24 protein-coding genes are annotated in these 23943 nt (G+C 69.9%); 7 read left to right on the top strand and 17 right to left on the bottom strand.

From position 1 onward, the window contains the following. Positions 1–666: a YflT domain-containing protein gene (locus AC1DB1_RS15855; protein WP_477201490.1), complete on the bottom strand. Its 666-nt coding sequence runs from the start codon at positions 664–666 to the stop codon at positions 1–3. A gap of 57 nt (positions 667–723) precedes the next feature. On the opposite strand from AC1DB1_RS15855, the gene AC1DB1_RS15850 reads away from it, so the two are divergent. The 3 genes from AC1DB1_RS15850 to AC1DB1_RS15840 are packed head-to-tail and all read left to right on the top strand — an operon-like array spanning position 724 to position 3701. Continuing rightward, positions 724–2052 carry a magnesium transporter MgtE N-terminal domain-containing protein gene (locus AC1DB1_RS15850; RefSeq protein WP_271178174.1) on the top strand — a complete coding sequence of 443 codons (1329 nt, stop codon included), beginning with the start codon at positions 724–726 and terminating at the stop codon, positions 2050–2052. Continuing rightward, positions 2039–2566: a DUF1003 domain-containing protein gene (locus AC1DB1_RS15845; RefSeq protein WP_477201489.1), complete on the top strand. Its 528-nt coding sequence runs from the start codon at positions 2039–2041 to the stop codon at positions 2564–2566. The genes AC1DB1_RS15850 and AC1DB1_RS15845 overlap by 14 nt, the downstream gene beginning before the upstream one ends. Beyond that, positions 2559–3701: an Mrp/NBP35 family ATP-binding protein gene (locus AC1DB1_RS15840; protein WP_477201488.1), complete on the top strand. Its 1143-nt coding sequence runs from the start codon at positions 2559–2561 to the stop codon at positions 3699–3701. Before AC1DB1_RS15845 ends, AC1DB1_RS15840 begins: the two co-directional genes overlap by 8 nt. 39 nt (positions 3702–3740) lie before the next feature. Here AC1DB1_RS15840 and AC1DB1_RS15835 read toward each other — a convergent pair whose 3' ends face one another. The 3 genes from AC1DB1_RS15835 to AC1DB1_RS15825 are packed head-to-tail and all read right to left on the bottom strand — an operon-like array spanning position 3741 to position 7004. Beyond that, positions 3741–5234: a pyridoxal phosphate-dependent decarboxylase family protein gene (locus AC1DB1_RS15835; protein WP_477201487.1), complete on the bottom strand. Its 1494-nt coding sequence runs from the start codon at positions 5232–5234 to the stop codon at positions 3741–3743. Beyond that, positions 5221–6603 (bottom strand): MFS transporter, encoded by a 1383-nt coding sequence (locus tag AC1DB1_RS15830; protein WP_477201486.1) that lies wholly within the window; start codon positions 6601–6603, stop codon positions 5221–5223. Before AC1DB1_RS15830 ends, AC1DB1_RS15835 begins: the two co-directional genes overlap by 14 nt. Before the next feature lie 26 nt (positions 6604–6629). Beyond that, complete coding sequence (locus tag AC1DB1_RS15825) at positions 6630–7004, bottom strand: twin-arginine translocase TatA/TatE family subunit (protein ID WP_477201485.1); 375 nt, start codon at positions 7002–7004, stop codon at positions 6630–6632. Between the two features lie 81 nt (positions 7005–7085). Here AC1DB1_RS15825 and AC1DB1_RS15820 point away from each other — a divergent pair, with 81 nt between their 5' ends. Beyond that, complete coding sequence (locus AC1DB1_RS15820) at positions 7086–7718, top strand: O-methyltransferase (RefSeq protein ID WP_477201484.1); 633 nt, start codon at positions 7086–7088, stop codon at positions 7716–7718. Between the two features lie 72 nt (positions 7719–7790). Here AC1DB1_RS15820 and AC1DB1_RS15815 read toward each other — a convergent pair whose 3' ends face one another. From AC1DB1_RS15815 to dapE, 3 genes are all read right to left on the bottom strand, one after another. Next, the gene (locus AC1DB1_RS15815) at positions 7791–7964 is read right to left on the bottom strand and encodes a DUF3117 domain-containing protein (protein ID WP_271178167.1); all 174 of its coding nucleotides are present in this window, start codon (positions 7962–7964) and stop codon (positions 7791–7793) included. Between the two features lie 93 nt (positions 7965–8057). Next, positions 8058–9329 carry a hypothetical protein gene (locus tag AC1DB1_RS15810; RefSeq protein WP_477201483.1) on the bottom strand — a complete coding sequence of 424 codons (1272 nt, stop codon included), beginning with the start codon at positions 9327–9329 and terminating at the stop codon, positions 8058–8060. Further along, complete coding sequence (gene dapE, locus AC1DB1_RS15805) at positions 9298–10380, bottom strand: succinyl-diaminopimelate desuccinylase (protein WP_271178165.1); 1083 nt, start codon at positions 10378–10380, stop codon at positions 9298–9300. The genes AC1DB1_RS15810 and dapE overlap by 32 nt, the downstream gene beginning before the upstream one ends. 17 nt (positions 10381–10397) lie before the next feature. Here dapE and dapD point away from each other — a divergent pair, with 17 nt between their 5' ends. After that, the gene (dapD, locus tag AC1DB1_RS15800; protein ID WP_477201482.1) at positions 10398–11378 is read left to right on the top strand and encodes a 2,3,4,5-tetrahydropyridine-2,6-dicarboxylate N-succinyltransferase; all 981 of its coding nucleotides are present in this window, start codon (positions 10398–10400) and stop codon (positions 11376–11378) included. Positions 11379–11396: 18 nt separating this feature from the next. Here dapD and AC1DB1_RS15795 read toward each other — a convergent pair whose 3' ends face one another. From AC1DB1_RS15795 to pdhA, 3 genes are read right to left on the bottom strand one after another with little or no spacing between them, the layout of a single operon-like run. Then, positions 11397–12779, bottom strand: coding sequence for a dihydrolipoamide acetyltransferase family protein (locus AC1DB1_RS15795; protein WP_477201481.1), 1383 nt, complete (start codon positions 12777–12779; stop codon positions 11397–11399). Then, positions 12779–13789 (bottom strand): alpha-ketoacid dehydrogenase subunit beta, encoded by a 1011-nt coding sequence (locus AC1DB1_RS15790; protein ID WP_271178162.1) that lies wholly within the window; start codon positions 13787–13789, stop codon positions 12779–12781. Before AC1DB1_RS15790 ends, AC1DB1_RS15795 begins: the two co-directional genes overlap by 1 nt. Further along, entirely contained in the window at positions 13786–14901 is a 1116-nt protein-coding gene (gene pdhA, locus AC1DB1_RS15785; protein WP_477201557.1) for a pyruvate dehydrogenase (acetyl-transferring) E1 component subunit alpha, read from the bottom strand. Before pdhA ends, AC1DB1_RS15790 begins: the two co-directional genes overlap by 4 nt. Before the next feature lie 234 nt (positions 14902–15135). Here pdhA and AC1DB1_RS15780 point away from each other — a divergent pair, with 234 nt between their 5' ends. Further along, positions 15136–15606 (top strand): Lrp/AsnC family transcriptional regulator, encoded by a 471-nt coding sequence (locus AC1DB1_RS15780; protein ID WP_271178161.1) that lies wholly within the window; start codon positions 15136–15138, stop codon positions 15604–15606. A gap of 156 nt (positions 15607–15762) precedes the next feature. Here AC1DB1_RS15780 and AC1DB1_RS15775 read toward each other — a convergent pair whose 3' ends face one another. The 5 genes from AC1DB1_RS15775 to AC1DB1_RS15755 form a co-directional block, all read right to left on the bottom strand. Beyond that, entirely contained in the window at positions 15763–18060 is a 2298-nt protein-coding gene (locus tag AC1DB1_RS15775) for a polyribonucleotide nucleotidyltransferase (protein ID WP_271178160.1), read from the bottom strand. A gap of 317 nt (positions 18061–18377) precedes the next feature. Next, positions 18378–19154, bottom strand: coding sequence for a fructosamine kinase family protein (locus tag AC1DB1_RS15770; protein ID WP_477201480.1), 777 nt, complete (start codon positions 19152–19154; stop codon positions 18378–18380). A 101-nt stretch (positions 19155–19255) separates the two neighbouring features. Further along, positions 19256–19885, bottom strand: coding sequence for an FMN reductase (locus tag AC1DB1_RS15765; protein WP_477201479.1), 630 nt, complete (start codon positions 19883–19885; stop codon positions 19256–19258). After that, entirely contained in the window at positions 19885–21021 is a 1137-nt protein-coding gene (locus AC1DB1_RS15760) for an LLM class flavin-dependent oxidoreductase (protein WP_477201478.1), read from the bottom strand. Before AC1DB1_RS15760 ends, AC1DB1_RS15765 begins: the two co-directional genes overlap by 1 nt. Before the next feature lie 60 nt (positions 21022–21081). Beyond that, a complete protein-coding gene (locus AC1DB1_RS15755; RefSeq protein WP_477201477.1) occupies positions 21082–21510 on the bottom strand; it encodes a VanZ family protein in 429 nt (142 codons plus the stop codon). Between the two features lie 43 nt (positions 21511–21553). On the opposite strand from AC1DB1_RS15755, the gene AC1DB1_RS15750 reads away from it, so the two are divergent. After that, a complete protein-coding gene (locus tag AC1DB1_RS15750) occupies positions 21554–22765 on the top strand; it encodes a low temperature requirement protein A (RefSeq protein WP_477201476.1) in 1212 nt (403 codons plus the stop codon). Here the strand turns inward: AC1DB1_RS15750 and AC1DB1_RS15745 are convergent. Both AC1DB1_RS15745 and rpsO read right to left on the bottom strand, forming a co-directional pair. After that, positions 22728–23420, bottom strand: coding sequence for a lysoplasmalogenase (locus AC1DB1_RS15745; protein ID WP_477201475.1), 693 nt, complete (start codon positions 23418–23420; stop codon positions 22728–22730). The two genes, AC1DB1_RS15750 and AC1DB1_RS15745, sit on opposite strands and share 38 nt — an antisense overlap. A 134-nt stretch (positions 23421–23554) precedes the next feature. Then, positions 23555–23824, bottom strand: a complete 270-nt coding sequence (rpsO, locus tag AC1DB1_RS15740; protein WP_271178153.1) for a 30S ribosomal protein S15 — start codon at positions 23822–23824, stop codon at positions 23555–23557. Positions 23825–23943: the final 119 nt, after the last annotated feature.

Raw genomic sequence — 23943 nt, 5'->3', positions numbered from 1 at the left:
TCAGCGCTGGCCGTCGGCCGGCGGCTCGCCGACGACGGGCGGCGCCGGCTGCACCGGCGGCACGTCCTGCACCGGCGGGGCCGGCGGCGCCTCCTGCACCGGCGGCGCGGGCGGCGGATCCGACGGATGCGCTGCGACCGGCGGGTCGGACGGGTGCGCGTACGCGGCATCCTGCCCGCCGTTGCCGCCGTGCATCAGGTTGCGCGCGCGGTTCGCCAGGTCGGGATCCACCAGCACCGAGTAGCTCGTCGCGATCACCTGCATGACCGAGGTGTAGTCGCGGCGGCGGCGGTTGATCGCGTACGAGACGATGCCGAAGAGCATGCCGAAGCCGGCGCCGATGAGCACGGCGGCGACCACGAAGCCCAGATTGGTCGCCGGCGAGAAGATCACCAGCAGCAGCCCGAAGAAGATACCGAGCCAGGCGCCGGAGGCCGCACCCGCCAGAGCGACCCGCCCCCAGGTCAGCTTGCCCGTGACGCGCTCGACGCTCTTGAGATCGCTGCCGATGATCGACACCTTGTCGACCGGGAAGTCGGCCCGGGCCAGCACGTCAACCGCCTGCTGGGCCTCCGGATAGCTCTCGAAGGTCTCGACGACCTCGCCGCGTGGCAGCGTGGGGAACAGGGCGCGGTTGCGTCCGCCAAGCGGACTCGGTGTGCTCATCGCCCTATTCTTCCACCCGGCGCGGTACGGCGGCTTGCAGGGCTTAAGTTATTACATGTGAGTGCCACGAGAGTGTTCGTCGCCCGCTTGGCCGGGTGCACCGTCTTCGACCCGCTCGGCGACCGCGTCGGCAAGGTGCGGGACGTCCTCGTGGTCTATCGCAAGAACGATCCGCCCCGCGTCGTCGGCCTGATCGTCGAGATCCCCGGCAAGCGCCGCGTCTTCGTCTCGATCGGCCGGGTCACCAGCATCGGCAGCGGCCAGATCATCACGACCGGCCTCATCAACGTCCGCCGCTTCGAACAGCGCGGCGGCGAGGTGCGTGTCATCGCCGAGATGCTCGGTCGCAAGGTCGAACTGACCGACGGCACGGGCGAGGCGACCATCGAAGACGTGGCGATCGAGGAGTCGAGCACCGGCGAGTGGGCGATCAGCCAGCTGTTCGTGCGCCGCCCAAAGACAGGGCCGTCGCCGTTCGGCAAGGGACCGACCACTTTCGTCTCGTGGAGCGAGGTGCGGGAGAAGCAGGCACGGGGTGAGGCGCAGTCAGCGGAGCAGCTGATCGCGACGTACTCGGAGCTGAAGCCGGCCGACCTGGCCAACACCCTCCTCGACCTCCCCGCGCAGCGGATGCTCGAGGTCGCTGAGGAGCTCCCCGACGACCGGCTCGCCGACGTGCTCGAGGAGATGCCCGAGAGCGAACAGGTGCAGATCCTCGCCCAGCTCGACGACGACCGCGCCGCGGACGTCCTCGACCAGATGCAGCCCGATGACGCGGCCGACCTGATCGCCCAGCTCTCCGACGAACGCGGGGAGCACCTCCTCGAGCTGATGCAGCCGGAGGAGGCGGAGGACGTGCGCATGCTGCTCACGTACGCCCCCGACACCGCCGGTGGGCTCATGACGACCGAGCCGATCATCGTCTCGGCCGACGCCACCGTCGCCGAGGGGCTCGCGCTCATCCGGCGTCACGAGCTCGCGCCCGCGCTCGGCGCGGCGGTCTGCGTCACCCTGCCGCCCTACGAGGCTCCGACCGGCCGCTTCCTCGGCCTCGTGCACTTCCAGCGGATGCTGCGCTATCCGCCGCACGTGCGGCTCGGCACGCTGCTCGACCCCAGTCTCGAGCCGGTGACGGCCGACACGAGCGCGGCCGAGGTGTCGCGCATCCTGGCGAGCTACAACCTCGTCTCCCTGCCCGTCGTGGACGACAACCACCGCCTGGTCGGGGTGGTGACCATTGACGACATCCTCGACTACCTGCTCCCCGACGACTGGCGAAGTCGCGACGACGAAGACGACGAGCCCGTGAAACGCGCGCCCGTCTCCGATCAAACCGGCAGTATCCGAGTCGCGAGCGGAAGGAGGAGCGGCAATGGCCCGAGGTAAGCAGGACACCAGGCTCGACGCCCCCAAGGGTCTGCGCACGACTGTGCTCCCCCGGCGCGGCACCGGGGTGGAGCAGAGCGACCGGTTCGGCCGCTTCACCGAGTGGATCGCGCGCGCCATGGGCACCCCGTGGTTCATCCTCGGCCTGACGATCTTCGTGATCTTCTGGATGGCGTGGAACACCCTTGCTCCAGTCGCCTGGCGGTTCGACTCGATCGCGCTCGGTTTCATCGCGCTGACCCTCGTGCTGTCGCTCCAGGCGTCGTATGCCGCACCGCTCATCCTGCTCGCTCAGAACCGGCAGGACGACCGCGATCGCGTGCAGATCGAGCAGGACCGGCAGCGCGCCGAGCGCAACCTCGCCGACACCGAGTACCTCGCCCGCGAGGTCGTCGCGTTGCGGCTGGCGGTCAAGGACATGGCGACGAAGGACTTCATCCGCGCGGAGCTGCGCTCCCTGCTCGAAGACCTCGAGAGCCGCGACGACGAGGACGGCGAGACGGCGCGTGCCTGACCTCGCCGCCGCGATCGGGCGCGCCCTCGGCGGCGTTCTCGATCCGGAGATCCGCAAGCCCATCACCGAGCTCGACATGGTCGGCGACGTGGTCGTGGACGCGGCGGGGAACGCCACTGTCGGCGTCAAGCTGACGATCGTCGGATGCCCGGCCGCCGACACGATCGAACGGGATGTGCGCGCCGCCACCGCCGCGGTCCCGGGGGTCACCGGCGTCTCGGTGGAGGTCTCGGTGATGTCGCGGGAGGAGCGCAGGGCGCTCACCGAGAAGCTGCGCGGCGGCCGTGCGGCTCGGGCGCAGCAGTTCGGACCCGATTCGCTCACCACCGTGTACGCGGTGACCAGCGGCAAGGGCGGCGTCGGCAAGTCGACGCTCACGGCCAACCTCGCCGTCTCACTGGCCGAGCGCGGCCTGCGGGTCGGAATCGTCGACGCCGACGTGCACGGCTTCTCGATCCCGGGCATCCTGGGGCTGGTCGACGAGAACGGCAACGCCCCGCGGCCGACCAGGGTCGACGACATGATCCTGCCTCCCGTCGCCTACGGCGTGAAGGTCGTCTCGATCGGCATGTTCGTCGACTCGCCCTCGGCGGCCGTCGCGTGGCGCGGCCCGATGCTGCACCGAACCATCCAGCAGTTCCTCGGCGACGTGTTCTTCGGCGACCTCGACATCCTGCTCCTCGATCTGCCGCCGGGCACCGGCGATGTCGCGATCTCCGTGGGGCAGTTGCTGCCCAATGCCGAGGTGCTCGTCGTCACGACGCCCCAGCCGGCGGCCGCCGATGTGGCCGAGCGGAGCGGGGTCGTCGCGCGGCAGACCGGCCAGCGCGTCGCCGGCGTCATCGAGAACATGGCCGGGCTCCCCCAGCCGGATGGCAGCATGCTCGAGCTCTTCGGGTCGGGCGGCGGGGCCGAGGTGGCCCGCCGGCTGTCGGCCGGACAGGATTCGCCCGTGCCGCTGCTCGCCTCCGTCCCGCTCAGCATCGCGCTGCGGGCGGGCGGGGATGCCGGCGCCCCGATCGTGGTGACGGATCCCGCCGACCCGGCCGCGGCCGCCATCCGGTCGATCGCCGATCATCTGGCCACCCGTGGCCGCGGCCTGTCCGGTCGCAAGCTCGGTCTCAGCGTCTCGTAGAGGCGTGCCGGAGGCGTTCCCGGAGGCGTTCCGGAGGCGTCAGCGCGACGGCGGCTCCACGATGCGCGCGAGCAGTTCGACCAGCAGTCGCTCCGTGACTTCGTGCGGCAGCGCCTCGATCAACGCGAGGAACGGGGCCATGTCGTCGGGGAGCCGCGCCCCCGACGGGTCGTCGCTGTCGCCGGCCAGTCCGATCGCCTGCAGGATGCCCGCGGCGGTGTCCGAGTCGAGGGGGCCGTCCACCAGTCCGGCGGGAAGCGCGCCGAGCACGGCGGACGGATCCGCCGCCGGCTCACCGCGCACATCGTCGGCCGATGCACGCAGCGCCGCCTCGAGTTCGTCGAGCAGCTCCTCGGTCACCGGCGTGATCGTCAGGTGCGTCGTGTGCGGCAGGTGCGTCTCGTCGGCCTGGGCGAGCCCGGGCTGCAGCTGAAGGAGCCAGCCGCGACGGCGCGCCCGGTCGGCCCAGTGGTGCGGGTCGACGCGCCGGTGCTCGGGGACGCTCTCGTCCACCGCGACCGCGAGCAGCGGACCGACCGGGTCGCCGACCACGCGCAGCCCGTCGATGTCGCCGATGATGTCTGCCAGGGCTCTGGTGGCCCGCCCGCACGATTCCGCGAGCTCAGCGAACCCACGGGCGCCGAGGGCCTGAACGATCGCCCACGAGGCGGCAAGGGCTCCCGCCGACTTGGAGCCGAGCATGGTGGGGTTCACCACCGGGTAGCCCGGCCATCCCGTCGTCGCGAAGTACTGGGCGCGCTGACGGTCGCGGCCGCGCTGGAGCAGCACGCTCGCCCCCTTCGGCGCGTAGCCGAACTTGTGCAGGTCGGCCGAGATGCTCGTCACGCCCGCGACGCGGAAGTCCCAGAGCGGCAGCGGCGAGCCGTCCGGCCGCCGCCAGAACGGCAGGATCCAGCCGCCGATGCAGGCGTCGACGTGGCAGGCGATCCCCGCCTCGTCGCAGGCGGCGGCCACCGCGGTCACCGGATCGAGCGTCGCGTACGGATACGACGGCGCCGAGACGACGACCAGTGCGACATCCGGGCCGAGGCGGTCGATGATCGCGGCCGGGTCGACCGCGCCCGTCTCCTGGTCGATGGGCACGAGGTCGAGCGCGAGGTCGAAGTAGTGCGCGGCCTTCTGGAAGGCCGCATGCACCGAGACCGGGGCCACCAGCCGCGCACGGCCCTCGCCCCCTGCGGAGCGCCAGACGTCGCGCGCGGTCTTGACCGCGAGCAGGCACGACTCGGTGCCTCCGGTCGTCACCGTTCCGACGACGTCGTCACCGCCGTTCAACAGCTCGCGTGCGAAGCCGAGCACCTCGCGCTCCATCACGGCGACCGAGGTGAACGTGGTCGGATCGAGGCCGTTGACCGGCTGCACCAGCCGGATCGCGTCCGCCGCGAGCTGGTCGATCGCGGCGACGCCCGAGTCGTAGACATAGCTCAGCACGTGACCGCCGTGCGTCGGGGCATCTGCCGCCCTCAGCGCCGTGAGCCGGGCGAGAATCGCCGTGGAATCAAAGCCGACCATCGATGTCCTCCTTGCGCAGGCGGTACCGGAACAACGGGATGAGGCTCGCGGCGACGATCGCAGCAGGCACGACGCTGAAGCTGAGCACGATACCGGCGACGGCACTGGCGGGCTGGGTCTCGCCGGCCGCCACGACGGCCGGTGTTGCCGTGCGGGCGACGTAGCCGGTGACGGCGAGCACGACGGTGAGCACCGTCGCGCCGAGGGCCATCCCCGTCGTCTCCCCCGCCGTCCACATGCCGCCGAACGTTCCGGCGCGGCCGGAGCCGTTGCGCGCGGCGTCGTGCGAGATCACGTCGGGCAGCATCGCCATCGGCAGCGACTGCATCCCGGCGTATCCGGCGCCCACCAGCGCGACCGGCAGATACACCCAGGCGCCAGGCGCCCAGAGCAGCGCCACCATCGACAGTGCCGCGAGCCCGAACAGGATGCTCGCCGCGGCGAATCCGCGCTCCTTGCCGATGCGGCGCGACACGACCTGCCACAGCGGCGTGACGACGAGCGCCGGCCCGATCAGCGCGACGAAGAGGAACGTGACGGCGTCCTCCGAGTGGAGCACCCACGTCGCGACGTAGTTGGCGCCGGCGAGCATCACGCCGGTCGCGAGGCCCTGGAGCAGGAAGGTCAGCAGCAGCGCCCGGAAGGGCTGGCTGTCGCGCAGCGCCCGGATGCCGGCGGCGTAGTTCGTGCGCAGCGTCGTCGCGACGCTCTCCCGCGGCGGCGCCGGAGCGTCGATCACCGGGATGCGCGGAGCGACGAAGCTCGAGATGAGCATCCCGACCCCGATCACCACCCCCGCCACGACGGCCATCAGGAGGTAGCCGGCGAACTTGTCGTCGCCGCCGAGCGCGCGCAGCGCCGGACCGCCCGCCCCGAAGAGCAGGATGGCGAAGGTCAGCACGACCACCCGCCAGGTCAGCAGCCGCGTGCGCTGGTCGTAGCCCGAGGCGAGTTCGGCCGGCAGCGCGATGTACGGCACCTGGAAGAGGCTGAAGGCGGTGGCGGTGAGAAGGAAGGCGATGAGCACCCAGATCGCGGCGATCGGCTGGATGGTTCCCGGCGGGACGGCGAACGTGACGATGAAGAACACCGGCAGAGCGATCGCGCCGAGCATCATCATGCCCCGGCGGGTGCCCGTGCGCGCCAGCATCCGGTCGGAGCGTGCGCCGATCACGGGGTCGATCACAACGTCCCAGATCTTGGCCACGGTGACGACGACGCCGGCGACGATGGCGGCGACACCGAGCGTGTCTGTCAGGTAGTAGACCAGCACGAGGCCCGGCAACGTTGCGAAGCCGCCGGTCCCGAGGGATCCGATGGCATAACGGGCGATCGTCCTGCGGGAGAGCAGCTGCTCCGTTGCGATCATTCCCGCATGCTATTGGATAAAACGGGTCAGGTGGACTCGCTGTCGAACGGAGGCAGCGCGCCGGCCTGCAGTTTGCGCTGGCGCTGGGCGTAGGCGGACTCGGTGACCGGTTTGATCGCCGTCGCCGTGGCCGTCACGGTCGCCGTGTCATCGTCGAGCAGGGCCTCGCGGATGATGCGGCGCGGGTCGTACTGGCGCGGATCGAGCTTCTTCCAGTCGACCTCGTCGAACTCCGGGCCCATCTCGTCGCGCATCCGGTCTTTGGCCCCGTTGGCGAAATCGCGGAGGGACCGGGTGAACTGACCGAGCTTGGCCGCGTAGAGCGGCAGCCGCTCCGGGCCGAGCAGGAACGCCGCGATCACACCGATGATCAGCAGCTTCTCGAAGGTCAATCCGAACACCGGATAAGCGTAACGCGGAACGCCTGCACGAAAGCTGCGATGGCGGGCCGTATCCTGGTGCCCGAGATCACCGGGAGCGCTGTGTCAGACAAAGAATCGAATTGGAAGTTCGCCGACGAGGTCATCGTCGAGAGCGAGGTCGTCGCGCGGGCGCGTCAGCAGTCGCTCGAACTCGGGATCGACCCGATCGCACCGAGCGTGGGTGCGCAGGCGGCCGTCGTCGTCGCGGCGACCGCTGCCGAGAACATCGTGGAGATCGGCACGGGCGTCGGTGTCTCCGGGCTCTGGCTGCTGACCGGGGGGACGCGGGCGTCCCTGACCTCGATCGACTCGGAGCTCGACCACCAGCAGCACGCCCGCGGCTTCTTCACCGACGCCGGGATCGCCTCGAACCGCGTGCGGCTCATCACCGGGCGCGCACTCGACGTGCTCCCCCGCATGAACGAGAACTCGTACGACATCGTCTTCATCGACGCCGACCCGCAGTCGGTGATCGAGTACGTGGAGCACGGCCTGCGTCTCGCCCGCCCGGGCGGCACCGTGCTGGTCGCGCACTCCCTCTGGAAGGGCCGCGTCTCCGACCCGGCTCAGCGCGACGACGTGGCCACGGGCTTCCGCACGCTCGTCACCGAGACGGCGGCATCCGGTGCTGTCGTCAGCGCGCTCTCGCTCGCCGGCGACGGCCTGCTCCAGATCACCAAGCTGGTTCCGTAGCGGCTGCGCCGCGCAGGCATCGCACGACAGACGAAAGAACGGGCCCCCGCGGGGGCCCGTTCTTCGTCGTGATCAGGATGGGGCGACGACGCTCGCCAGTGCGTCGTGAAGCTCTTTCGCCTCCGCGTCGTTGACAGAGACGACGAGTCGCCCGCCACCTTCGAGCGGCACTCGCACGATGATGAGCCGACCCTCCTTCACAGCCTCCATTGGCCCGTCCCCGGTCCTCGGCTTCATGGCCGCCATGCAGCTCCCCTTTCGTGGATGTCTTCTCATTATCTGTCATCGGCGGTTGCCTGAGGAAATCGTGTGTCTACCCGCGTCGGCGCGTCGCGCCGATCACGGCGGCGACCAGTCCGCTCCGTCGACCCCCCAGCAGACCAGCAGCCACCCCACCTGGAGCGCGAGGAAGAGCACGACGAGAGCCGTGCGGTAGACCCTGCTCTTCGGAATCGCCAGGGCGCCGAGCAGCGGGAACAGCGGCATCAGGAGCCGGAAGGTGCTGGATTGCGGGAAGAACACCGCGAGCAGGTAGACGGAGTAGGCGATGATCCAGAACCGCAGATTGGGCCCGAGTCGTTTCACCGGCGGCGTGAAGAGCGCGATGCCGAACAGCACCAGCACGATCAGCAGGGTCACGACGCCGAGCCAGCCGGGCAGCCCGAGCATGTAGCCGAACCACCAGTCCGCTCCTTGGAACCACGACGAGAACGGCACCAGATGCGTGTACCCGATGTACGGCGCACGCCAGGCGAGCTCGGTGTCGGTGTACGCGGTCCAGGATCCCGTCGCGATGCCGGCGATGGCGGGCCAAGCGAGGCCGGCCAGCCCGCTGAACACCGTGAGCGAGACCCCGAGCACCCGCTCTCGCGGCGGGAACGGATCGCTGTCGCGCTTGACCCAGCGGTAGACCACGTGCATCGCGAGGGCGAGCGCGAAGGCAAGTCCACTCGGGCGGGTGAAGGCCATCACCAGCACCACCGGGAACAGTGCCACGTACCGGCGCTCGACGAGCAGGTCGAGCGCCACCACCAGCAACAGGATGTACAACGACTCCGCGTAGGCCAGCTGGAACAGCGGAGAGACGGGCGAGACGCAGAACAGCGCGACGGCGAACAGAGCGGTCGACGGCGAGAAGCCGAGCGTGCGCAGCAGCCGGTGGAAGACGAGCGCCGCGCCCGCGCCGCACAGGAACGAGACCGTGACGGCGGCGACCGGCCACGGCATCGTGGTCAGGAACTCGACCACGTTCACGACGCCCGGGTACACCGGCATGAAGGCCCAGGCGTTCTCTGTGACGTGCACGCCGTCCACCGTCGGCAGCGCAGCGGGATATCCGCTGATCGACACGATGTTGTACCAGCGGCCGTCCCAGATCGCGGCGAAGTCGAAGTAGCCGGGATGCGCGGCCGTCCACTGGTTCATGCCCTGCGCGTTCGCCAGGATCAGCAGGAACGCGGTCGTGACCGCGCGGGCCGCCAGGTAGACCGCGAGCACACGCACCCACCAGCGCGTCCACCACGGCGCGGCCTCCCGCTGCGCCGGGCGCTCGAGCAGCCGGTGCTGGGGCGCGGCCTCCTCAGGCGCGGCCGGCACCGGTGAGCCAGGCACGGAGACCCGTTTCGACGGCGGTGATCTGCTGCACGGCGACGCGCTCGTCGTCGGCGTGCGCCTTGAGCGGGTCGCCGGGGCCGTAGTTCACCGCCGGGATGCCGAGCGCGCTGAACCGGGCGACATCGGTCCAGCCGTACTTGGGCTTGGCCACGCCGCCGACCGCCGCCAGGAACTCCTGGGCGAGCGGGGCATCCAGACCGGGCCGTGCGCCGTCGGCGCGGTCGACCACGGTGATCTCGTAGTCGCCGAAGAGCTCGTGCATGTGCTCGATCGCCTCGTGCGAGCTGCGGCTCGGAGCGAACCGGTAGTTGATGTGCACCATGCACTCGTCGGGGATGATGTTGCCGGCGACGCCGCCGGTGATGCCGACGGCGTTGAGGCCCTCGCGGTACACCAGGCCGTCGACCTCGACCTCGCGCGGCTCGTACGCAGCGAGGGTGTCGAGGATGGGCGCAACCTTGTGGATGGCGTTCTCGCCGATCCAGCCGCGGGCGGAATGCGCGCGGAGTCCGAAGGCACGCACCTCGACGCGGAGGTTGCCGTTGCAGCCGCCCTCGACCACGCCGTTGCTGGGCTCGCCGAGGATGGCGAAGTCGCCGGTGAACAGGTCGGGCCGGTTGCGCGCGAGCCGGCCGAGGCCGTTGAGCTCGGCGGAGACCTCTTCGTGGTCGTACCACATCCACGTCACGTCGATCGCGGGGTCGGTGAGCTCGGCGGCCAGCTTGAGCTGCACGGCCGTACCCGACTTCATGTCGACGGTGCCGCGGCCCCAGAGGTACTCGATGCCGTCGATCTTCTCGAAGCGCGTCGGAAGGTTGTTGTTGAGGGGCACAGTGTCGATGTGGCCGGCGATGACGGCCCGGCGTTCGCGCCCGAGGTTCGTGCGCGCGACGATGGTGTCGCCGTCGCGGATGATCTCGAGATGGCCGAAAGCGCCGAGCGCCTCCTCGATCTCGTCGGCCAGCCTCTTCTCGTTTCCCGACACCGACTCGATGTCGCAGATCTGGCGGGTGAGGTCGATGGACGAAGCGCTGAGGTCGAGAGGCACCCTACTAATCTAGAGGCATGCCCACCGACGTTTCCTCCGAATCCTCCGCGCCCCGCCACGCCTGGGGATACGGCCTCGCAACGATCGCCGGCGACGGCACCGTTCTCGACACCTGGTTCCCCGAGCCGAAACTCGGCGGCCTTCCCGCGGGGCGCGACCGCTGGATCGCTCCCGCCGAGCTCGAGGAGCTCGCCGGCGACGACGCCCGCCGCAACGTGCGCGTCGACATCGTCACGGTCGAGATCGACCTGGATGCGGCACCCGCGTCGACTCCCGACGCCTACCTGCGCCTGCACGTGCTCTCGCACCTGCTCGCGCGCCCGAACACGGTGAACCTCGACGGGATCTTCGGTCATCTGCCGATCGTGGCCTGGACCAACGCCGGGCCGGTCAACCCGGCCGACCTCGATCGCCTGCGTCCGCGGCTGCAGCGGGCCGGCATCCACGTGACCGGCATCGACAAGTTCCCCCGCCTGCTCGACTACGTCACCCCCGCTCGCGTGCGCATCGCCGACGCGTCGCGGGTGCGCCTCGGCGCGCACCTGGCGCCGGGGACCACGGTCATGCACGAGGGCTTCGTCAACTTCAATGCCGGAACGCTCGGCACCTCGATGGTCGAGGGACGCATCTCGCAGGGTGTCGTCGTCGGCGACGGCTCCGACATCGGCGGCGGCGCCTCCATCATGGGCACGCTCTCGGGCGGCGGCACGCAGCGCGTCGCGATCGGCGAGCGGGCGCTGCTCGGCGCCAACTCGGGCATCGGCATCTCGATCGGAGACGACAGCGTCGTCGAGGCGGGCCTCTACGTCACGGCCGGCACCAAGGTCGTCGTGGTGGGCGGAGCGCCCACGGCCGACGGACGCCCGCAGACCGTCAAGGCCGTCGAGCTCTCCGGCACCCCCGGGCTGCTCTTCCGTCGCAACTCCGTGAGCGGCGCCGTCGAGGTGCTGCAGCGCTCGGGCGGCGGCATCGAGCTCAACGCGGCGCTGCACGCGTAACGCAGCGCCTCGTCGGAGTCAGACCATCGCGAGCACGCTCGCCGGGTCCGCGAGCACCCGGCCGATATCGGCGATGAAGCGTGCTCCCTGCTCGCCGTCGACGACCCGGTGGTCGAACGACACGGCGAGCGTCACGACCTGACGCAGGGCGATCTCTCCGCGGTACTCCCACGGCTGGCGTCGCACCGCCCCGAGGGCCAGGATCGCGGACTCCCCCGGCGTCAGGATCGGCGTCCCCGCATCGACGCCGAAGACGCCGACGTTGGTGATCGAGATCGTGCCGCCGCTCAGCCGCTCCGGTGTCGTGCGGCCTGCCCTGGCCGTCTCCGCCAGCGCCCGGATGCTCGTCGCCAGGCCCGCGAGATCGAGCGCGTCGGCATCCGGGATCGTCGGCACCACGAGCCCGCGCGGCGTCGCGGCCGCGATCCCGAGGTTCACGTAGCCGAACTCGACGATCTCCTGGGTGTCGTCCTCCCAGCGGGCGTTGACCGACGGGGTGCGCCGCACGGCGAGGCACAGGGCCTTCGCCGTCACCGCGAGCAGCCCGGGGCGGCCCTCGGCGAATTCGCGCTGCGAACGCAGGCGCTCGAGCAGCTCCATGGTGGGCGTGACGTCGACGGTGAGGAACACCGTGGCGTGCGGTGCGGTGAACGCGCTGCGCACCATCGCGTCGGCGGTCCACTTGCGCACCCCCTTGATCGGGATGCGCGTCTCGCGCGGCCGGCGTTCGCCTGGCTCGCTCGTTCGTGTCTCGACGACCGAGTCCCGCGCCTGCTCGACCGGCGGCGCGACCGGCGAGGCCTCCGCGAAGTTCTCGACGTCGTGGCGCGTGATGAGGCCGCGGTCCCCGGTGCCGGCGATGGCGGCGAGGTCGATGCCGCGCTCTCTGGCGAGCTTGCGCACCGGCGGGGTCGCCCGCGGGCGTTCGAGCACGGTGATCGCGGTGGCGCCGTTCGACGCGGGTGCCGACGCGCCTGCCGAGCCCGACGAGAACGACGAGACCGACGAGACCGGCACCGCGGCCGTCGCGAGGCCCGGCCGCTCCCGGCGGCGGGGGTGACTCGTCGAGTCCGCCTTCGCGCCGTAACCCACGAGGTTCGGCTCGGGCGCCGCGCTCTCCGCGGAAGGAGTCTCGCCGTCGGCGGGAGCCGACGCGTCCGGGATCTCGAACGCGACGATCGGGTCGCCGACCGAGACCGTCACTCCGGGTTCCACGAACAGGCGCGACACGATGCCCGAGTACGGCGCGGGAAGCTCGACCAGCGCCTTGGCGGTCTCCACCTCGGCGATGATCTGGTTCAGCTGCACGGTGTCGCCGACCGCGACATGCCACGACACGAGTTCCGACTCCGTGAGCCCCTCCCCGAGATCGGGCAGAGCGAACTCCTTGATCGCGCCCATCAGTCCTCCACCCCGGTGAGCGAGTTGGGGCGGTCCATCGCGCGGTCGATGCCGTCGAGCATCCGGTCGAGGTCGGGCAGGTGGGAGCCCTCCAGCTTCGCGGCCGGGTACGGGATGTCGTGGCCGGTGATCCGCACCGGCGCGTGCTCGAGGTAGTAGAAGCAGCGTTCGGTGATCGACGCGGCGACCTCGGCCCCGATCCCTCCGGAGAGCGGCGCCTCGTGCGACACGACCAGGCGTCCGGTCTTGCGCACCGAGGCGATGATCGTGTCCATGTCGAGCGGAGAGAGCGAGCGCAGGTCGATGACCTCGACCGAGACGCCCTCGTCGGCGGCGGCGATCGCCGCATCCCGGGCGACCTGCACGACGCCGCCGTAGGTGACCACCGTGACGTCCGTGCCCGGCACGAGCACGCGCGCCGTGCCCATCGGGCGGGCATCGGCGAGCGGGGCGGTCTCGTCGACCTCACCCTTCACGTGGTACCGCCGCTTGGGCTCGAAGTAGAGCACCGGGTCGTCGGACGCGATCGCCTGCTGGATGAGCGTGTAGGCGTCCTGCGGATCGGACGGGCTCACCACCCGCAGCCCGGCCGCGTGCGCGAAGTAGGCCTCCGGGGAGTCGGAGTGGTGCTCGGCCGCGCCGATGCCGCCCGCGAACGGCACGCGGATCGTGATCGGCATCCGCACCGCTCCGCCCGTGCGGTAGTGCATCCGGGCCACCTGGCTGACGATCTGGTCGAAGGCCGGGTAGATGAAGCCGTCGAACTGGATCTCCACGACCGGGCGGTACCCGCGGTACGCCATCCCGACAGCGGTGCCCAGGATGCCGGACTCCGCCAGCGGCGAGTCCATCACCCGGCGCGGTCCGAACTCGGTCTGCAGTCCGTCGGTGACCCGGTAGACGCCGCCGAGCGTTCCGATGTCCTCGCCCATCAGCACGACGCGGTCGTCGCCGGCCAGGGCGGTGCGCAGCCCCGCGTTGATGGCCTTGGCCAGCGTGAGTGTCGTCATCGTCCGTCGCCTCCCACGAAGGTGCGCAAGTACCGGCTGTAGTGGTCGCGCTGGCGGGTCAGCCCGGTGTGCGCTTCGGCGTACACGTTGTCGAACACGCTCATCGGGTCGGGATCGGGCAGGGCGACGCAGGCGGCACGCAGCTCGGCGGCGACACGGTCGGCGACCGCGGCCACGGCCTCCGCCCGCTCGGGCGTGAGGGCGCCGTGCGCACTGAGCAGGGACTCCACGCGGGCGATCGGGTCCTTCGCCTTCCACGCGTCGAGCTCGGCGGGGTCGCGGTAGCGGGTGGGATCGTCCGCGGTGGTGTGCGGGCCCATCCGGTAGGTGACGGCCTCGATGAAGGTGGGGCCGCCTCCGCTGCGCGCGCGGTCGAGAGCGGCGCGAGTCACCGCCATCACCGCGAGCACATCGTTGCCGTCGACCCGCACGCTCGGGATGCCGAAGCCGGGAGCGCGCTCGGCGATCGGGCGCTGCGCCTGCAGGGCGACGGGCTCCGAGATCGCCCACTGGTTGTTCTGGCAGAAGAAGATGACCGGGGCGGCATAGGTGGCGGCGAAGATCATCGCCTCGTTCACGTCGCCCTCGCTGGTGGCGCCGTCGCCGAAGTACGCGACCGCCACGGCATCCGTGCCGTCGGCCTGGATGCCGAGTGCGTAGCCGGTGGCGTGGAGCGTCTGGGCGCCGATGATGACCTGCGGGGTGGCCATGTTGATGTCGTACGGGTTCCAGCCGCTCTGGGCGACACCGCGCCACACCTTCACCAGGTCGCCCAAGGCAGCGCCGCGGCAGTAGGCGACGCCGTTCTCGCGGTAGCTGGAGAAGACGAAGTCGTCGCGGCGGAGGGCCCGGCCGGAGCCGATCTGCGCCCCCTCCTGCCCGAGCAGCGGGGGCCAGAGGCCGAGCTCGCCCTGGCGCTGCAGAGCGGTCGCCTCGGTGTCGATGCGGCGGATGACCACCATGTCCTCGTACAGCGAGAGAAGCTGGTCGTCGCCGATGTCGGAGATCCAGGCGTCGTAGCGCACGTCGCTCAACCGATCCCCTGCCGAGGTCAGGAGCTGCACGGTGTCGAGTTCGCCGAGGTGGAGTTCACCGAGGTGCACCTCGTCCATCCGGCTTTCGCCGTCGGAGTCCCTCAGGGCTGGCTGATTGTCGATCGTCACGGTTCACGCAACCTTCACTCTCACGCCCGATCCGCGTGCTTGTGGCTCGCAGGATCGGCTTCCGGCCCCATCGCCGGAATTACTTGGAAGGCTACGCCGAGAGGTCAGCCAGCACAATCAACGGCGTGTCGGGTGGGCACGATGCACTATCCTGGCGTGTCGCCCGATGCTAGGTTTCGCACTATGCCCACCATCGACAGCACCGATCGGCGCATCCTCGTGGCGCTCACGGACGACCCGCGCGCGACCAATGTGACCATCGCCGACCGTCTCGGTCTCAGCCGCAACACCGTGCAGGCGCGCGTCGCAGCCCTCGAGCGCTCCGGCGTCTTCCTGTCGTTCGACCGCCGGATCAGCGCGCACGCCGCCGGCTACCCGCTGGCCGCGTTCGTGACGGTGCACGTGCAGCAGCAGAAGCTCGCCGCCATCGTGGAGCAGCTGGCGACCATCCCGGAGATCGTGCAGGCCCACGGCCTGAGCGGCCCCTCGGATCTGCTCGTGCGCGTGGTCTGCGTGGACGCCGAGGACCTGTTCCGCATCACGGGCGCCATCCAGGCCTGCGACGGCGTGGAGCGCGCCGAGACGGCGCTCGACATGGGCGAGCTCATCCCGTTCCGCCTGCACCCGCTGCTCGCCCGCGACGCCGCCCGCTGAGCCCCGGCACTGCGATCGAGTCCGAACTTGTTGCACCCCAGTACGGCGTGTCGCGAGCAACAACTTCGGACTCGATCGCAGTGGATGGGGCGGGCGCAGACGCACGGATGCCCGCGCAGCGAGGCTGCACGGGCATCCGGGTGGTGCGGGTGAGGACTAGCCTTCGGCGGGAGCCTCCGGGCCCTCGCTGGCGGCGTCGCGCCCGTGGGTGTCGGCGTCGTCGGCCTCTGCGAGCACCGGAGCGAGCGACAGCTTTCCACGGTCGTCGATCTTGGTGATCTCGACCAGGATCTTCTGGCCGACGTTGAGCACGTCTTCGACGTTCTCGACGCGCTTGCCACCGGCGAGCTTGCGCACCTCGGAGATGTGCAGCAGGCCGTCCTTGCCGGGCAGGAGCGAGACGAACGCACCGAACGCGGCGATCTTGACGACGGTTCCGAGGAACTGCTCGCCGACCTCCGGGTTGGTGGGGTTCGCGATCGCGTTCACCTGGGCACGGGCAGCCTCGGCCGACGGACCGTCGACGGCGCCGATGTACACGGTGCCGTCTTCCTCGATCGAGATGTCGGCGCCGGTCTCGTCCTGGATCGCGTTGATCGTCTTGCCCTTCGGGCCGATCAGCTCACCGATCTTGTCGACGGGGATCTGCACCGAGATCACGCGGGGCGCGGTCGGAGCCATCTCGTCGGGCTGGTCGATGGCGGCGTTGAGCACGCTCAGGATGGTCGTACGAGCATCCTTCGCCTGCTTGAGCGCACCCGCGAGCACAGCCGAGGGGATGCCGTCGAGCTTCGTGTCGAGCTGGATGGCCGTGACGAACTCGCTGGTGCCGGCGACCTTGAAGTCCATGTCGCCCAGCGCGTCTTCTGCACCGAGGATGTCGGTGAGCGCCGCGTAGCGGGTCTCACCGTCGACGGTGTCGGAGATGAGGCCCATGGCGATGCCGGCGACCGGGGCGCGCAGCGGCACACCGGCGTTCAGCAGGGACAGTGTCGAGGCGCAGACCGAACCCATCGACGTCGAACCGTTGGAGCCGAGAGCCTCGGACACCTGGCGGATCGCGTACGGGAACTCCTCGCGGCTCGGCAGAACCGGAACGAGCGCGCGCTCGGCGAGGAAGCCGTGCCCGATCTCGCGACGCTTCGGCGAACCGACGCGGCCGGTCTCACCGGTCGAGTACGGCGGGAAGTTGTAGTGGTGCAGGTAGCGCTTCTTGGTGACGGGCGACAGCGAGTCGATCTGCTGCTCCATCTTGAGCATGTTCAGCGTGGTGACGCCCAGGATCTGGGTCTCGCCGCGCTGGAAGATCGCCGAGCCGTGGACGCGCGGGATGACCTGCACCTCGGCGTCGAGCGGACGGATGTCGGTGAGGCCACGACCGTCGATACGGATGCCCTCACGCAGCACGCGGCCGCGCATGACGACCTTCGACACCGACTTGTACGCCGCAGAGAACTGCGTGAGCACCTCGGCGTCGAGAACTCCGGCCTCCACCTTCTCGGTGAGAGCCGTCTTGACGCGCTCCTTGAGGGCGTCGTCGGCGTTCTGGCGCTCGATCTTGTCGGCGATCTGGTAGACGTTCACGAGCTCGTCGTAGGCGAGGCCGGCGACGTTGTCGTAGGTCTCCTGCGAGTAAGGCAGGAACACCGGGTACTCGGCGATGTCCTTGGCGGCCTGCTGCGCGAGCACGTTCTGAGCGGCGACGAGCTGCTTCAGGAACGGCTTCGAGGCCTCGAGGCCCTGGGCGACGACCTCTTCGTTCGGCTTGGTGGCGCCGCCCTGGATCAGGTTCCAGCTGCCCTCGGTCGCTTCCGCCTCGACCATCATGATCGCGACGTCTTCGTTGCCGTTGGCGTCGGTGATCACACGACCGGCCACGACGATGTCGAAGACGGCCTCCTCCAGCTGCGACGCCTTCGGGAATGCGATCCACTGGTCTTCAGCAGCACCGTTGCCGGGGATGAGCGCGAGGCGCACCGCACCGATCGGGCCGCTGAACGGCAGGCCGGAGATCTGGGTCGACATGGACGCCGCGTTGATCGCGAGCGCGTCGTAGAACTCGTCCGGAGCGATGCTCAGGACGGTGATGACGATCTGCACCTCGTTGCGGAGGCCGTCGACGAACGACGGGCGCAGGGGGCGGTCGATGAGACGGCAGACGAGGATCGCCTCGGTCGAGGGGCGGCCCTCACGACGGAAGAACGAGCCGGGGATCTTGCCGGCGGCGTACGAACGCTCTTCGACGTCGACGGTTAGCGGGAAGAAGTCGAAGTTGTCCTTCGGGTGCTTGCTGGCGCTCGTCGCGCTCAGCAGCATGGTCTCCTCGTCGAGGTAGGCGGCGACTGCGCCCTGTGCCTGCTGTGCGAGGCGTCCGGCTTCGAACCGGACCGTGCGGGTGCCGAAGCGTCCGTTGTCGAGAACGGCTTCGGCGAATTTGATTTCGGGACCTTCCAAGAGGTCTTTCTCCTTTGTTTTACGTCGCCACCCCGTGTGGGCGGCGACTCATACATCGGAGCAGGGGAACAGGCAGATCGACGCGCTCGGTCGCGCGTACGTGCGGCATCCAGGCGTCGATGTCGACGCCGAGGTTGGTGCCCGTCTGGCCATCAGTAGAAATACACGGTTGCGTCACTGTGTCGATCGCACAGGGCATCCGGATACCACCACCGAGGACCAGCTCCTGCCAGCCTGCTCCGTTTGGTGCTCGTTGTTCAGTTGCACTTCACTGGTCGGCACACAGCCAACCCCGAGAATCCTAGCAGGTGAGCCTGTCAATCCCGCAGAGCGACCGTCGCGCGCGCCGCATCGGCGAGCGCCTGGCCGTACGACGGCCCGTACGAGGCGGCGTGCACGACGAGCGGGTGCAGCTGGTGCAACGGGATGCGGTCGCGCCAGCCGGGTCTCAGTGGCGCCTCGCCGTCGTAGCCGGCAACGATCGCGTCGAGGTACGGCGCACCGAAGAGCTGGAGCATCGCCAGGTCTGTCTCGCGGTGGCCGCCGTGCGCCGCCGGGTCGATCAGGATGCCGCCCCTGGCGTCCCAGAGCAGGTTGCCGTTCCAGAGGTCGCCGTGGATGCGTGCCGGCGGCTCGTCGTCGTCGAGGGCTCCCGACGCGATCCGGTCGACAGCCTCCCGGATGACCGGAAGCTGTTCCGACGTCACTCCGCCGGCATCCACGGCGATGTCGAGGTACGGCAGGATGCGGTCACGGGCATAGAAGCGGCCCCACGACGTCTCGTGGGCGGCGGGCAGCGGACGCCTGCCGATGAACAGCGGGCCGTCCCAGCCGTCGGGCGGGGCACCGAAGGCTGCCGCGCCCGACGCATGCGTGATCGCGAGCGCGGCGCCGAACGCGCGGGCCGCCTCCGGCGTCGGCCGGGTCTCCTCGATGCGCTCCAGCTCGATCCGGCCGGGCGCTACGTCGATCACCTCGACCACGCGGGCTCCGCCCCGGTCGGTCGCTTCGGCGAGCCACTCGAGCCCGGCCGCCTCCCCCTCGAAGAACCTCGTCGGAGCATCCGCCCGCTCCTTCACCACGGTCTCACCCATCCCCCGAATCTACTGCGAACGAGTCCGGGAGAAGTCGCGCCTGATCGCACGATCCGGCCGATTTCTCCCGGACTCGATTCCGGGGGGTATGGGCGCGCGGGCTACTCGATCGAGAAGCCGCCGATCATCGCGCCGAAGTCGCCTTCGAGCGCGAACGGGTCCTTCACCATCGAGCTGCGGTCCGACGCGCTCACCAGGGCGGAGAACTCGCCCGCCGCCCGCTCGATGCGGTCGGGCAGCGCCTTGACCGTGTCAGCGCCGCTCCCCCAGTCGGCCGAGGCCGCATACACCGAGGTCGGCACGACGACGCCGTGCAGGTAGGTGAACATCGGGCGCATCGCGTAGTCGAGCGCGAGCGAGTGCCGCTCCGTTCCGCCGGTGGCGCCGATCAGCACCGGCATCCCGTCGAGCGCGGTGGGGTCGATCACGTCGAAGAACGACTTGAACATCCCGCTGTAACTCGTCGTGAAGATCGGGCTGACGGCGATGAGGCCGTCGGCGCCGGTCACGGTCTCGATCACGTCGGCCAGCGCCGGGCTCGGGAATCCGGCGAGCAGATTGTTCGTGACGTCCTTCGCGGTGTCGCGCAATTCGATCGTCCGCACCTCGACCTCGACGCCCTGCTCGGCGAGGCGACGGACGGTCGCCTCCGCGAGCCGATCGGCGAGCAGCCGGGTGGACGACGGCTGGCTGAGGCCGCCGGAGACGACGGCGATCTTCTTGGCGGTCATCACTTCACCTCCGAGGAGAGCTCGGCGTCGGCGGCGGCGTCGGCGGACGCGACCAGCTCAGCGGCGTCGCGCTCGGCGACCATCGCGGCGTGCGTCGGGCCGTCGGGCACGTGAGCGGGACGCAGGGTGTCGAACTCCTTGCGGAGCACCGGCACGACCTCCGAGCCCAGGATGTCGAGCTGCTCGAGCACGGTCTTCAGGGGCAGGCCGGCGTGGTCCATCAGCCACAGCTGGCGCTGGTAGTCGCCGACGTAGTCGCGGAAGCCGAGCGTGCGGTCGATGACCTCCTGCGGGCTGCCCACGGTGAGCGGGGTCTGCGAGGTGAACTCCTCCAGCGATGGACCGTGTCCGTAGACGGGGGCGTTGTCGAAGTACGGCCGGAACTCGTTCACGGCATCCTGCGAGTTCTTGCGCATGAACACCTGACCGCCCAGTCCGACGATCGCCTGGTCGGCGGTGCCGTGACCGTAGTGCTCGAACCGCTGACGGTAGAGCGCGATCATCTGCTGGGTGTGCGATGCCGGCCAGAAGATGTGGTTCGCGAAGAAGCCGTCGCCGTAGTAGGCGGCCTGCTCGGCGATCTCGGGGCTGCGGATGCTGCCGTGCCACACGAACGGCGGCACGTCGTCGAGGGGGCGGGGCGTCGACTGGAAACCCTGCAGCGGAGTGCGGAACTTGCCCTCCCAGTCGACGAAGTCCTCGCGCCACAGCCGGTGCAGCAGCGCGTACTTCTCGATGGCGAGCGGGATGCCCTGGCGGATGTCCTCGCCGAACCACGGATACACGGGGCCGGTGTTGCCGCGGCCGAGCGTGAGGTCCATGCGGCCGCCGGAGAGGTGCTGCAGCATCGAGTACTCCTCGGCGATGCGCACGGGGTCGTTGGTCGTGATGAGCGTGGTGGCCGTCGACAGGATGATCCGGTTGGTCTTGGCCGCGAGGTAGCTATTGATCGCGACCGGGCTCGACGGGAAGAACGGCGGGTTGTGGTGCTCGCCCATCGCGAACACGTCCAGGCCGACCTCCTCGGCGTGCTGTGCGATCGTCAGGACGTCCTGCAACCGCGACGCGTCGGTCGGGGTCTGACCGGTGGTGGGGTCGGTCGTGATGTCGCCGACGCTGAAGATACCGAACTGCATTTTCGCTGCTCCATTTCAATGCGTTTGCATGTAATCGTCACAACTGCACGGGGGCCCCTGCTATTCCCGCACCGCGAGTGGGCGCCGCGCAGCCGTCGCGGCGCCCACGATCCCGATGCCGATCAGGGTGCCGAGCGAGTTCGCGACCAGGTCGCGCACGTCGCTGAACCGACCGGGGATCACCAGCTGAGCGCCCTCGATGAGACAGGTCGCCGCCACACCGATCACCAGCGCGAGCCACCAGCGGTGCACCCCGAGCAGCAGCGTGAACAGCACCCCCATCGGAACGAACATCACGATGTTCGCCGTGAACTCCGCGCCGTCGTACGTCACCCAGGCGGTCGGCGGGAACCCCCGCAGCGCCGCGACGATCGCACGGGCAACGGCGCTGCCGGTCGAGTCGGGCGACTGCGGCAGCAGCGTGATGAGGCCGACGGCGACGAGATACACGAGAGTCACGGCGGCGAGCACGGGATGACGGCGGATCACGTTCCTATCGTGGCGTACCGCGGCGCGCCCGTCAGAATGAGCTATGACCAACGAGAGTCCCGCCCGGATCCCGATGCTCCGCACGCGCATGACGGCCCGCGACACCACCGAGTCTCATCGGGTGTCGAGCCCGCTCGAGCTCCTGTTCGACCTGACCTTCGTGGTGGCGATCGCCCAGGTTGCCGCGCAACTCGCCGCGGCGGCCGAAGAGGGCGAGATCCTGGCGAGGCTCGGGCCGTACTGCATGGTGTTCTTCGCCATCTGGTGGGCCTGGATGAACTTCACGTGGTTCGCCTCGGCGTACGACACGGACGACGTGCTCTACCGGGTGACGACGCTCGTGCAGATGGCCGGTGTGCTCGTGCTGGCCGCCGGCGTGCCGACGGCGTTCGACCACGGCGATTTCACGGCGATCACGATCGGCTACCTGATCATGCGGATCGGACTCGTGAGCCAGTGGGTGCGGGCCGCGATCGAGCATCCGGATGGCCGGGTGACGGCGCTGCGCTACGCGGCGGGCATCACCCTGGTGCAGGTCGGCTGGCTCTCCCGGCTGGCGCTTCCCGCCGAGTGGGGCTGGTGGACCTTCGTGATCCTCGCGGCCCTCGACCTGTCGGTGCCCCTCTGGGCCGAGCGCACGGGGAAGACGGCGTGGCATCCTCACCACATCGCGGAGCGCTACGGCCTGTTCACGATCATCGTGCTCGGCGAGTCGGTCTCGGCCTCGGCCATCGGCGTGCAGAAGGGCCTGGCGGACAGCGGCGTGACCGCGGCCCTCGTCACGATCGCGGCGGCCGGACTGGTGCTGCTGTTCGGCCTCTGGTGGCTGTACTTCCTCGAACCGGCTGCCGAGGGGCTCGCGAGCCGCCGGGGACGCTCGTTCTACTGGGGCTACGGCCACTACTTCGTCTTCGCGTCGCTCGCCGCCCTCGGCGCCGCACTCGAGGTCGCGGTGCAGGCCGGCGCCGCGCACGACGGCGCCGCACATGGAGAGCTCCCCGACCTGGTCGTCTCGTACGCGATCGCCGTTCCCGTGGCCGTCTATCTGCTGATGCTCTGGGCGCTGCACGCGCCACTGGTGCCGGAGGTGGTCATCCGCCCGCTGAAGACGAGCGGGGCCGTGATCGCGGTGCTGCTCCTGCCGTTGGCCTCGGGGGTGATCGGCCTGGTCGGCGTCGTGGTCGGTATCGCGGTCGTCGCCGCAGCCCTCGTCGCCCTCACCCTGCTCGACCAGGCGCTCGCGGCGCGGCGCTGACCGCGACGGCCTCGCCGGCCGCGCGTCGACCGGTGACCGTGCGAACGATTCCGGCGACCATGAGCCCCTGGCCGGCCAGGTAGGTCAGCATGATCAGGAAGTCGATCTGCCACGGATGGAAGCCGGGCAGGAACAGCCGGAAGCCCAGCAGCGAGTCCGACACCAGGAACGCCGCGGAACCGATCGCGATCCAGCGGTCGCAGGCCGACCCCACGGCGGCGAGCGCCCCGAGCACGAGCCCGTAGAGCGCAAGAGGTGCGAGCATCGCCCCGGCATGCGGCGCCAGGATGCCCACGAGCCCCACCCACCACACCAGGTAGACCGCGGCCCACCAGCGGGGACGCGCTCGCACGCGCATCCGGCGCCAGAACAGGGTGAGGTAGGCGAGATGACCGAGCAGGAAGAAGCCGAGGCCGATCAGGAAGCCAGGGCCTGCGTCCATCAGGGAGACGTCGCCGAGCCAGCCGAACAGGATGGCCAGCGAGGCCAGCAGCGCGACCTCGCCTCGGCGCCGGGGCAGCGCCCAGAGCAGGGCGACCAGCAGCGCCGGCATGAGCAGGGGTTTGGTGATGGCCGTCAGCGCATCGATTCCGAACAGCTGGGAGACCAGATGGAGGATGCCGACGACGATGTACGGCAGGAACGGGAGCGCCACGCCACGAGCGTAGCGGTTCGCCCTCCCCCGGAATGACGAACGGGCCACCACCCGGAGGTGATGGCCCGTTCGCAAGAAGTTCGCGTCAGCAGCGAAGAGCTGCCGCTGTGACTCCCGAAGGGTTCGACAGCGCCTTAGCGGCGCAGACCGAGACGCTCGATGAGCGCGCGGTACCGGTTGATGTCGATGTCCGACAGGTAGCCGAGCAGGCGGCGACGCTGACCGACCAGGAGGAGCAGGCCACGACGCGAGTGGTGGTCGTGCTTGTGCTCCTTGAGGTGCTCGGTGAGGTCCTTGATCCGCTTGGTCAGGATTGCAACCTGGACCTCGGGGGATCCGGTGTCACCGGGGTGGGTCGCGTACTCTTCGATGATCGCCTTCTTGACATCTGCATCAAGTGCCATAGAGGGATCCCCTTTCTCTTCGTTGCGCGGTGCCCGGGGCAGAATGCCTGGGCTCTCTTTATCCGCGGCCGTCAGACGGCAACCTGGAAAGTCTACCAGAGGGATCCTGTGGCGGTCGC

Source organism: Leifsonia sp. 10N434, assembly GCF_056394405.1.
The sequence above is the reverse complement of the archived record's forward strand: the minus strand, read 5'-3'. Positions and strand labels throughout refer to the sequence as shown.

Bases quoted from the DNA above. Each gene is read 5' to 3' on its own strand.
- AC1DB1_RS15845 (WP_477201489.1), top strand. From the start codon at position 2,039: ATGGCCCGAGGTAAGCAGGACACCAGGCTCGACGCCCCCAAGGGTCTG.
- AC1DB1_RS15790 (WP_271178162.1), bottom strand. From the start codon at position 13,789: ATGACGACACTCACGCTGGCCAAGGCCATCAACGCGGGGCTGCGCACC.
- AC1DB1_RS15780 (WP_271178161.1), top strand. From the start codon at position 15,136: ATGCCCACCATCGACAGCACCGATCGGCGCATCCTCGTGGCGCTCACG.
- AC1DB1_RS15765 (WP_477201479.1), bottom strand. From the start codon at position 19,885: ATGACCGCCAAGAAGATCGCCGTCGTCTCCGGCGGCCTCAGCCAGCCG.
- AC1DB1_RS15855 (WP_477201490.1), bottom strand. From the start codon at position 666: ATGAGCACACCGAGTCCGCTTGGCGGACGCAACCGCGCCCTGTTCCCC.
- rpsO (WP_271178153.1), bottom strand. From the start codon at position 23,824: ATGGCACTTGATGCAGATGTCAAGAAGGCGATCATCGAAGAGTACGCG.
- AC1DB1_RS15795 (WP_477201481.1), bottom strand. From the start codon at position 12,779: ATGGGCGCGATCAAGGAGTTCGCTCTGCCCGATCTCGGGGAGGGGCTC.
- AC1DB1_RS15760 (WP_477201478.1), bottom strand. From the start codon at position 21,021: ATGCAGTTCGGTATCTTCAGCGTCGGCGACATCACGACCGACCCCACC.
- AC1DB1_RS15830 (WP_477201486.1), bottom strand. From the start codon at position 6,603: ATGATCGCAACGGAGCAGCTGCTCTCCCGCAGGACGATCGCCCGTTAT.
- AC1DB1_RS15835 (WP_477201487.1), bottom strand. From the start codon at position 5,234: ATGGTCGGCTTTGATTCCACGGCGATTCTCGCCCGGCTCACGGCGCTG.
- AC1DB1_RS15815 (WP_271178167.1), bottom strand. From the start codon at position 7,964: ATGGCGGCCATGAAGCCGAGGACCGGGGACGGGCCAATGGAGGCTGTG.
- dapD (WP_477201482.1), top strand. From the start codon at position 10,398: ATGCCCACCGACGTTTCCTCCGAATCCTCCGCGCCCCGCCACGCCTGG.
- AC1DB1_RS15750 (WP_477201476.1), top strand. From the start codon at position 21,554: ATGACCAACGAGAGTCCCGCCCGGATCCCGATGCTCCGCACGCGCATG.
- AC1DB1_RS15770 (WP_477201480.1), bottom strand. From the start codon at position 19,154: ATGGGTGAGACCGTGGTGAAGGAGCGGGCGGATGCTCCGACGAGGTTC.
- pdhA (WP_477201557.1), bottom strand. From the start codon at position 14,901: ATGGACGAGGTGCACCTCGGTGAACTCCACCTCGGCGAACTCGACACC.